Here is a 10,344-nt window from a genome sequence, read left to right as displayed (position 1 = left end):
TTCAGTCCCTTGCAACTGGTACCTGCACCCAAAAATTGTAAATGGGAGTTTAAGGAACCAGAAAGCAAAGAAGAGGAGGATAAGAAAAAATTTGGGGCACCTCTTCTCAGAAATGAAGAGTGTGTCATTTGGTCTCCATCAAACCCGGCTGATCTAGATTTAAGACCTCTTGCTCATGTAGGCATCCGTGAACAGACAGTCATGACCTTGTTGATGATGTGTTTAGCAAACACTGTAGAGACAAAGCAAGGAGATCCTTCTACAGACTTTGAAAAAGTCCATGAAAAAGGTGTGTTTAGTTACGGCAATCGCCTTTACTGCCATTACGATGATGATGGTTTAGCTCGTCACCAGTATGGTTCCAGCACCTCATACAGCAAATACTCGGTCGATTATCAAAAGTTTCTTGATCGCCCTTACTACTTTGCAAAAAAAGGCAAAGACGATACGGATGATGGTCAAGAAGTATTCATTCTTGAATTGGATCTTTCTAAATTTTTTGACCGGGTTTCCCGTCCACTACTGGCAGAAAAAATAAAGACTCTAAGTGGAGAAGAGGAAGGTAAATCATCTCAGTACTGTAATGCGCTGCTGGATCAATTTATCAAATGGGAGTGGTCTGAACTTGCAAAGGCACATTATGAGCAAGTGTGCAGTTCTGACAAAATTCCAACAGCACCTGATGGCTTACCTCAAGGATTGGTCTCTGCTGGATTTCTTGCAAATATCTATATGCTGGAGTTTGACAACGAACTTGGCTCCGCCGTTGGCAGTAACATTAACCCTGATGAAAATTCATTTCATGTCAAAATATTAGATTATTGCCGTTATGTAGATGATATGCGGCTGGTTGTCTCTGCACCAATAAGTAACAACGACGAGAGAATTACTGAGCAGGACATTAAGGACGCCGTCAAAAAATATATCGATGGCCTAATTAGCACAGCGCCAAAAGACGGCCAATCTTTAGATCTAGAAATCAACCCAGACAAGACAAAGATAAATGCCTTCTGCACCAAAAGTCATGGCATTTCTAACGAGTTATCGTCAATTCAAGGGCAACTTAGTGGCCCTGTTGCTTTTGATGATGCTCAGAACCACCTCGGCACCCTGAACTCCCTTTTGTCGCTGGAAAGTAAAGGGGCAGGACATAATGATGGTGACCAATGCCAGGTTAACCGACTAGAGAAAGTTGGCACTGATCATATCGACCTGCGTGAAGATACGTTAAAACGGTTTGCAGCCAATAACATAACCAAGCTTTTACGCAATGTGCGAAATTTCAGCGCTCATGATGTCGATAAAAACGGCAAACCGAAAGCTGGAGACTGGGATTATCAGCAAGAACTCTTTGCAAGGAGATTTGTCTCAGCCTGGAGTTACAACCCTTCGCTTACTCTCTTATTAAAAAAAGGGTTAGAACTGTTTCCATGTAGCCGTCTACTCAAGCCTGTATTAGAGCAACTTGAGCCTCGACTAAGTAGCAGTGAGTGCCCAAAAATCAAAGCTGTCGCACGCTACTGTCTGGCAGAAATATTCCGTCATGCAGCCACTGTTATCCACGGCAAAGATCAAAAGCTGATACCAGTTCATGCTAACACTGATATATTTTTTGAACTCTTGCAGCAAGAGGCTGCCAATATTCTCAAAGGTGTTAAGGTTTGCAAGTCATCAGATGGCTTCGATCTGCTGGCAGAACAGGCTCAATTCCTGCTGCTGGTCCGCCTTGATAGTACTCTGGAAATACCCAGCAGCAAGCCAAAGCATGATCTTATACTCAAACTGATCTCAGGCTTTCGCCAGATTGCTATTGAGGAATCACTTTCAAAATCTGAACTCGCATCCTGCATTCTGCTGGCTGAACAACTGGCAGGTAGTACCAAACCTCTTATCCGCTCTGTTGCCAGCCTGATAAAGAGCAGTGAAGACAGTGCCCTTGAGATCCTGGCCAAGGTAGCAGAACAGCGACTTGAGTTTTTCAAGTCTCTCGTCTGGCATGCCCGTGCTGTTGGTCACGACTGGGTCAAAGATGATGAAACAAAAGTACTCATAAAACTCTGGGGGATTGATCAGCGTCCAATTCTGAAGCCGTTAGAAAAGATCACGGGGTCACAATCTCTACTACGACTGATACAACGAAGCGATAACCCATTTACTAATGAAATAATGGCGTTAAAACTGTTTGATGCTCTCCTAAAACACAGCCAATGGGAACAGGAACAGAACCCGGAATCCTGGATTGACCTTACTAATACCAAGATAGAGTTTGCTGAATATTCAAACCCTCCCAAGCTCATCGTTTTCGATGCACAACTAGAGATAGAGAAACTTGAATTTGCAGATTCCAGTCATACCCAACTGAGTTCTCACCTGACCAATAGTAAAGGGGATACATTCAAGCTCCAGCGTATTGCGATGTGCATGCGCTCTGTATTACTGGGCTTACAGGACTGGACCACTCACAACAGATCCATCTCTGAACAGACAGGTTACAGAGGTATAAAAAGCAGCCAGTACCAACGTATGCTTGGCCTGTTTACCACGCCACACTCATTAGGAGGGGAATCAGCCAAGATATCTGACTGGCTAACAACCCTGCTTTCAAGAATGCTCTCATGGCCAGGCTCATCCATGCACTCACAGGGTTATAAATGGCCTGACCAACTTACAGCGGATAATGTACAGAAGCTGGTATCTGATCGTTTGGAGACAATGCAAAAGCTTTATTGCATGCAGTCAGAAATGCCTGCTCTCCCAGAGAGAATCCATCTGGACTGGGAAGAATCGAAGAAGAATTTAACAGTAGCAATGGTACAGTCAAAGCTACCCAGAAACGCTGATTTTGAGAAATATGACCTGTTCCTTAATGACCCTGTTTACCGTTCAAGGCATAGGAGACATATTGCAGATGTAGCCAAGCTGGTTTGCAGTCATATTGATGCACAAAGAACGGGCGATAAACCTCTCGATAAAAAAACAGAAACATCAGTTGATCTTATTGTCTGGCCAGAACTGGCAGTTCACCAAGATGATTTGGATATTTTGATCGCCCTGTCACGAAAGACCCATGCAATCATCTATGCCGGGCTGACCTTTATTAATCAGCCTGATATTAAAGGCCCTAATAATTGTGCTATCTGGATCATCCCAAGAAAAAGCAACACCTCACAGAAGGAACTGATAAGACTTCAGGGCAAATACCATATGACATCATGGGAGAAAGAGACCGGTGTAGAGCCCTGGCGTCCATATCAACTTATGCTGGAACTTAAGCACAAACGTTTTCCGGACCACAAAGGGTTTATGCTAACAGGTTCCATCTGTTATGACTCAACAGACATTGCTCTCAGTGCTGACTTGCGCGACAAATCAAACGCCTACATCGTTTCTGCTCATAATCAGGATATCAATACTTTTGATGCCATGATTGATGCTCTGCATTACCACATGTATCAGCCTGTTGTGCTGGTGAACTCAGGAGAGTTCGGAGGCTCTTGCGCCAAAGCTCCTTATAAAGAGCACTATCACCGTTTAATAGCTCACTCCCATGGCAACAACCAAGTTTCCATCAATACCTTTGAAATGAATATGTTTGATTTCAGAAGGGACAAGCTTGGTGAAAGCCTGTGTTCTGCTAAAGCCAGGAAAACCCAACCTGCCGGTGTGATGGGTTAAGTATTTTAATAGGGAAAATTTGTATGACATGTTTTGAAACTGGCTTGGCAGCATTGCTCAAGGTTGAGCTTTGGGTTAAGTGGGCAAGTATCGCGGCTCCACTTGTAACGGCACTCGCCATATTTGTGGCTGTAAGACAAATAAATGCTGCAAAAATTGAAAACAAGCGAGCGATAGCTCATGCAGCTTATGATCGCTACCTGGATTTGTGCTTTGAAAATACGCATTTCAGTTGCGGGTATACCACACCAAGTGACACTGAAAATGATGACAACTTAAAATACCGTTGGTTTGTCTCCAAGATGCTATTTGCCTTTGAGCAGATACTGGATGTTTATGCTGATGATGAAGAGTGGATAAACACGATCGAAAGTCAGTTAAGTCGCCATAAATCACATCTTGCTCACTCTAGTACAGTTAATGGGGGAGAGTGGAGTGAACAGTTAAAGTCACTGATCAATAAAGTTATAGACTCTCATGAAAGCAATGCTATTGAAGAAGTAGTAACTGAAGCCGAGGCTGTCCCTGCCTGACATTGATATCGCAAGTCGGCCAGTGATTACTTGGCTGGCTCTACAGTAAATTTAAATCTATTTCCTACACCACTATGCCCGCATACTTGTTAACCTGGAACCCCAAGCACTTCGCCTTGGGGGGAGAAGGCTCCGAAGATGGAAGCCTAAATTACAATGTTGGTGATGAAATCACCTGGTTCTGTAATAGCAAGAAGCCTGTTTCCGGCGATACCATTTACCTGATCCGGCTGGGTGAGGAGCCCAGAGGCTTGATCGCCCGTGGAACCGTGGTGCAGGAAAGCTTTCTTGAACCAGATTTCCGCGACCCAACCAAAGAGCGAACCTGTATACGTTTCCGTTTTGATGAGCTACGGCTGGAGCAGGCTCAGGGTTCTTTGCCCATGCTTCTGCTGCAGTGCGCTTTCGAGAAGCAGCAGTGGAGCCCACAGTCATCGGGTATTGAAATTCAGCCTCAGTATATTTCCGGCCTGAATAGTCTTTGGGAATCCAGCCGGGATAAACACAGCCTGGAGGTTATGCTGCGCTGGTGTTATGACAGCGAAGACTGGAGTAATGACTGGCTGGAAAGATACAAAACCACCTGCCAGCGAGTGGCGCATGTTCGTGAAACGGGAGTTGCTGAAGAGGATGATCTGAGCCTGCTCTGGTATTCACGGGATAACGGCATTGCAGGCTTGAGGCAGGGAGGTATTTCAAAAAATGAGTTTCTCCAGAACAGAACATTTCTGGAAGAACTGACTTTTTCCATTCTGAATGACCCTTCACCAGAGAATCACCAAAGCATTTATGACCGATGGAGCCAGGAAGGGGATTTCAAACACATCAACCGGGCACTGATCAACCGTGTTTTTGGTGCTGCAGACCCTGAAAAACAAACCAGCGGTGCAATTAACCATGCCCCTGGAGTGATTATCAATGCCCTGCAGAAACAGTTCCTGACTGATATCTCGTCGACGGGCAACTGGAGCCAGGACAACCAGAACCTGCTGGCAGCCATCAAACCTTTTATAGCCAATGATTGGGATGTTCTGGAACGAAATATTGCTCTCTGGCATTTCTATGAGTGGGTCTACCACATCAATAAATCAGCCAAAAAGAATTCCTCAGAATCTACAGAGCCCAAAACAACCGAACAAACAGATTACCGGAGCAGCAGCACAATGCCGGCAGGCACCAACACCATACTCTACGGCCCTCCGGGAACAGGTAAAACCTTTCATACAGTTGAGTTGGCAGTCAGAAAAGCTGACCCGGAATTCAATCCAGACGCTGCCCCGAATACTGTTGAACACCGTACAGCCTTCAAGGCTCGCTATGATGAGCTGGTAAGCCAGAAGCGCATTCGGTTTGTGACCTTTCACCAGAGTTTCAGTTATGAAGAGTTTGTTGAGGGGCTGCGTGCCAGTTCTGATGATGGTCAGATTTCTTACAACATAGAATCCGGGATATTCCGGAGAATCTGTGATGATGCTGCCTCTGGAGTGACAGAATCCAATTCACGTCTGGACGAAGCTCTGCAGGCTCTACAGGAAATACTGGGCGGTGAAGACAGGATTGAACTGACAACCCAGCGCGGAAACTCGTTTGGCGTTGAATACCATGGCAACAGAACCTTCCGCATTTTCCCAGAACAAACCAGCAATGAAGACCTTGGCAGGGGGTATCCTGTTTCTATTGAGCATATCCAAAACCTCTATCGTAGAACCAACCTGGACAGGATTTATAACAGCTCCTATGTGAAAGGAATTCTCAGACACCTGATGGAGGAGTACAGCGTTCCAGAGTTTTCTGACGTTCCCGCCAGTACAGCCGCAAATGATTTTGTCCTGATTATTGATGAGATCAACCGGGGCAATATTTCCAAAATTTTTGGTGAGCTGATTACCCTCATTGAGCCTTCCAAGCGGGCTGGCCAGCCCGAGGAACTGACTGTTCAGCTGCCCTACTCCAAGGATGATTTTTCTATTCCATCCAATCTCCATATTATTGGCACCATGAATACGGCAGACCGTTCCCTTGCCATGATGGATACCGCACTGCGCCGCCGGTTTGACTTTGTGGAGATGATGCCTGACTACGAGCCTCTCAACGGTGTCATGGTTGGCCCTGTGAATATCGGAAACATGCTGCGTGTTATCAACCAGCGTATTGAGTACCTGTATGACCGGGAACATACCCTGGGGCACGCATTCTTTATGCCGCTAAAAGGTATTGATGATGAACAGGCTTTGTTGCAAGAGCTGGGTTCTATTTTCAGGAACAAAGTCATTCCGCTCCTGGAAGAGTACTTTTTCGAAGACTGGGAAAAGATCAGGCTGGTGCTTTGGGATAACCAGACCAAAGCTGATGATGAGCAGTTTATCCTGAAAAATACCGAAGCAACCGGGCAATCCCTCTTTGGCAGCAACTATGAAGGTGATGCTCTTGCTGGGGACAATATCACCTACAGCCGCAATCCTGAGGCTCTGGATAATATTCAGGCTTATATCAAAATTACCAGTGGCTCCGGTGAGTGATGGCTGTTTCCGTTATCACGGTGTTTGAATACGGTTACCTCAGCTGTGAAGCTGAAGATAGCCGATGCTCCCGGGTCTCAGCACAGGCATTCGATTACCTGGAAATACTCTGTCTGAGCCAGAGCGAGGAAACTCCAGCGTTTCTCCGGCTCTGCTCATGGGGTGGTTTCAAGGCTTTGCAGGTTCGCAACTATGTCGGGGTAATCCATACCCCGATGGATGTGCAGATAGAAGTGCTTCCCAAAACATCCGCTGCTGACAATGAAAGTGAACAGGAAGCCCGGGCATCCCTGCTGAATATGCTCAGGCATCTACACGCCTTCCGGAACATTGAAACTACGGATGCTCTGGTCGCAACCCAGAAGATGTCTCTGCTGGAGGTATTTGTCAGCCAGTTTCTCCAGAGCGTTAACCTTCTGGTAAAGCGTGGCCTGCGTTCTGAGTATATTCGCCGGGAAGACAACCAGACCTTTATGAAAGGCAAGCTTCTGCCTTCTCAACAGCTGAAACATAATCTGGTAAACCAGCATCGCTTTTATGTGGAATATGATGAGTATCTGCAAAACCGGCCAGTTAACCGCTTGCTGCACTCAGCCCTTATAAAGGTTGCCAACTACGCCCACTCCAACAGAAACCAGAAACTTTGCCGTGAGCTCAGTTTTGCCTTCAACAATGTGCCTCCCAGCCGGAATATAAAAAAGGATTTTGCCGCGATGAAGCTTGGGCGCGGAATGGATTACTACAAATCTCCACTGGCCTGGGCCCGGCTGATACTGGAAGGGTTCTCCCCCCTTTCCATGCATGGCAAGGAAACGACTGTCTCCCTGCTGTTCCCAATGGAGGCTGTATTTGAGTCCTACGTAGCCAGCATTCTGCGCCGACAGCTCAAACCACCGTTCAGCCTGAAAGAACAGGCCAGCTCAAAGTATCTTGTGGATTACGGAAGCAATCACTGGTTCCGCCTGAAACCTGATCTGCTGATTATGAAGGGAAAACAAGTGGTTCAGGTACTGGATACCAAGTGGAAACTTCTGGATAGCGAAAAAGATAATGGCAAAGACAAACTGGGTCTCTCCCAGTCTGATTTCTACCAGATGTTTGCTTACGGTCATAAGTACTGTGGAGGCCAGGGTGAGATGATGCTCATTTACCCAAGAACTGAACAGTTCAGGGAAGCGATCCAGCAGAGCTTTGACTTTTCCAAGAGCCTGAAGCTTTGGGTGGTGCCGTTTGATATCGGCGGCAGGACTCTTGAGAGTGAACGGTTGAGATTACCAAGCCTCTATTCCGGCCCACTTCGCGCACAGCCAGAAATTGCTAACGAAATATAACCCTCCGACAAGGACGTAAGAAGTCAGAACTCCTTATGAAAATCTGTAGTAAACCCTGCGAAATCCGTGGTGCCATAAACCGTGTCCGGGCCAGCCAGATTGCCGTGGCCTTTGTTGGTGCCGGGTGGAATACCCACATCAAGACAGACAACCTGAGCGAAGTTGTGGTTTCCACCATGCTTGGCTCTAACCCTCGGGCCATCGAAGAACTGATGGATACGCTTGGGCATGAGAATGTGCATCTCCTCGATAACTTGCACACCAAAATGTATCTGGGAGGAGAGTCTGTATTTTTGGGTAGTGCCAACCTGTCTGATAACGGCTTGTCTGATCAGGGACACCATGAAGCGGGTGTCGAACTGACTGATGAAGATGAAGTCAAAAAAGCCAAGAGTATATTCAAGCGTTATAGAAAAGAAGCTGAAGAGTCCTACCCGACTAAGGTCAGCAAAATGCGGAAGCTTGAACAGATGTATAAGAACTGGCAGGAAGCCGTTAGCTCAGGAACAGATGTTGAGGAGATCGGATGTACAGACTCTCCGCTCATTACAAAATGTTCACTCTCCAGTTTGGATAATGTTCACATCGCGTGGTTCACAGGAGAAGGCGGAAAGTTTAACGAGGAAGTTATACGCGAAGCTATTCCTGAAGCTGAAGGCACGCCATTGCCGGATTACTTCACAAACTCAACTCACTTTCTGGAATATGACAAAATCAAAGAAGGTGACTGGATTATCCTCTGGCGCTGTAATCAGAACGGTTCGCCTCGGGCCAATGGGGATATATGCTGGCTATATGTCGACAAGGTAGTTCCCAATGGCATAAGAGGAGATGGCAAGTACACCAAGCTGGCGGCACAGACCAGAACAGACCATCGGAATACAGAACCTTTTCTTCTCAATACAGGCACGAAAGAAGCCATCAGAAAGGTTCTCGACAGGGATGAGTTCTCAGACCTCCGCTGGAGTGAAGATGATGAACACTGGAGTGTAGAACCTGCCGACACCTGCTTGAGTAACTTTCTTCAAGCGGTCATATCTGAAATGGAAGAGTGATCAACCCAAGAATCTAATGTTACCCCGATAATGTGTTACGGCTCCGGGCTATGCAAACTCTGGGGTAACAGCATTCGAAGATTTTAAGTTTGAGAATTAAGGAGTTTCTCTATGACACAATATTCAGATCTGATCGCAAAAATTCAATCTGGCAAGTTCGAGAAGAAAGAGCTTGAGAAGCTACTGAAGAATGCACTGGCCAAAAATGCCAGCGATGTCGAGATGGCTGTCCGTGAAGCATTGGCATCCCTCAAGCCCGCTGCAAAGGTGAAATCCAACATCCTGAACAAGGGTGAGCTATGCGAAGTAATGGGACTGACCTACTGGGGTTGGGATACCAACAAATTCGCCTGGGGAGCAGACACTGAGAAGGGTGAACTTGTCAGCTTCCAGTTTGCAAATGAAGCATCTCTGCTTGCTGATGGCACCAGAGAGATGACCCTCTGGAATGAAGCCACCTTCAATATTGAGGACAGCTCTACCAGAAAGAGAAATGCCAAAGAGGCTCTTGGCAAATATCTCGAAGCCAAAGCCGGGAAGACCATGTACGTTGTATTCAACAATAACGACTGGCAAAGAGGGGGCACTTCCTGGGGCGTTGACCTGAATAATGATTGCGTTTGGGTAGCTACCAAGATAACTGACAACAACGGCGTGCTCACCATGAAGATGGAAAAGTTCTGCCGGGTTTGTGAGTTCAAATCTGAGTAATTGATATAGCTATAGCCAATATCTCCTCCTCAAAATTTCAAGACCACACAGATAGAACGGACACAAAGGATAAAGGACAAGAATGTTCAAAGCCTATGAACACTATTTGGTTGCACAAGAAGATGTCAGCAACCTGCTGAAGTGCTATGACGATATCAATCGCAGTGAGACCGAGGAACCTGCCCCGGATGTCTTAAAGCGAGCGACACTGGTTATGATTTTGACTGCCTGGGAAACCTATGTAGAAGATGTTGCCTGCGAGCTGTTCGAGAGAAAATTCAGTGTCCTTCAGGGTAGCCATGTCGGAAGTTACTTGGAGAAGAATTTTCAGACGGAACTGAAGCGTTTCCATACACCAGATTCCTGTAAGACCAGAAATCTGTTCAAAGACTACTTCGGTAAAGATGTCACAAAAAACTGGCAGTGGCCTAATGTTGACCCCGAAGCAGCTTGTGCCCAACTCAACTCATGGATCAAAAAACGTGGAGAGGCTGTACACCGTATGGAGGTTAATATTAAC

7 protein-coding genes are annotated in these 10,344 nt (G+C 46.3%); all 7 read left to right on the top strand.

Annotation, left to right across the window (positions count from 1 at the left end; all coding sequences use genetic code 11):
• A partial coding sequence (locus tag M3P05_RS19730) for an RNA-directed DNA polymerase (RefSeq protein ID WP_249701839.1) occupies positions 1 to 3,675 on the top strand: 3,675 nt, incomplete at its 5' end.
• 23 nt (positions 3,676 to 3,698) lie between these two features.
• Positions 3,699 to 4,208, top strand: coding sequence for a hypothetical protein (locus M3P05_RS19725; protein WP_249701838.1), 510 nt, complete (start codon positions 3,699 to 3,701; stop codon positions 4,206 to 4,208).
• Positions 4,209 to 4,294: 86 nt separating this feature from the next.
• Complete coding sequence (locus M3P05_RS19720) at positions 4,295 to 6,727, top strand: McrB family protein (RefSeq protein WP_249701837.1); 2,433 nt, start codon at positions 4,295 to 4,297, stop codon at positions 6,725 to 6,727.
• The gene (locus M3P05_RS19715; RefSeq protein ID WP_249701836.1) at positions 6,727 to 8,058 is read left to right on the top strand and encodes an McrC family protein; all 1,332 of its coding nucleotides are present in this window, start codon (positions 6,727 to 6,729) and stop codon (positions 8,056 to 8,058) included. The genes M3P05_RS19720 and M3P05_RS19715 overlap by 1 nt, the downstream gene beginning before the upstream one ends.
• A gap of 35 nt (positions 8,059 to 8,093) precedes the next feature.
• A complete protein-coding gene (locus tag M3P05_RS19710; RefSeq protein WP_249701835.1) occupies positions 8,094 to 9,113 on the top strand; it encodes a phospholipase D family protein in 1,020 nt (339 codons plus the stop codon).
• 111 nt (positions 9,114 to 9,224) lie between these two features.
• Positions 9,225 to 9,824, top strand: coding sequence for a hypothetical protein (locus M3P05_RS19705; RefSeq protein ID WP_249701834.1), 600 nt, complete (start codon positions 9,225 to 9,227; stop codon positions 9,822 to 9,824).
• 82 nt (positions 9,825 to 9,906) lie between these two features.
• Positions 9,907 to 10,344: HEPN domain-containing protein (locus M3P05_RS19700; RefSeq protein ID WP_249701833.1), on the top strand; the 438-nt coding region annotated here is incomplete at its 3' end.

It is taken from the genome of Parendozoicomonas callyspongiae (genome assembly GCF_023502345.1).
In the GTDB taxonomy this organism is placed as follows: domain Bacteria; phylum Pseudomonadota; class Gammaproteobacteria; order Pseudomonadales; family Endozoicomonadaceae; genus Sansalvadorimonas; species Sansalvadorimonas callyspongiae.
Note: the sequence above shows the minus strand (reverse complement) of the source record. Positions and strands in the feature narration are given on the sequence as shown.

Excerpts from the sequence above, each read along its gene's own strand:
- M3P05_RS19725 (WP_249701838.1), top strand. The coding sequence starts at position 3,699 with ATGACATGTTTTGAAACTGGCTTGGCAGCATTGCTCAAGGTTGAGCTT.
- M3P05_RS19715 (WP_249701836.1), top strand. The coding sequence starts at position 6,727 with ATGGCTGTTTCCGTTATCACGGTGTTTGAATACGGTTACCTCAGCTGT.
- M3P05_RS19710 (WP_249701835.1), top strand. The coding sequence starts at position 8,094 with ATGAAAATCTGTAGTAAACCCTGCGAAATCCGTGGTGCCATAAACCGT.
- M3P05_RS19705 (WP_249701834.1), top strand. The coding sequence starts at position 9,225 with ATGACACAATATTCAGATCTGATCGCAAAAATTCAATCTGGCAAGTTC.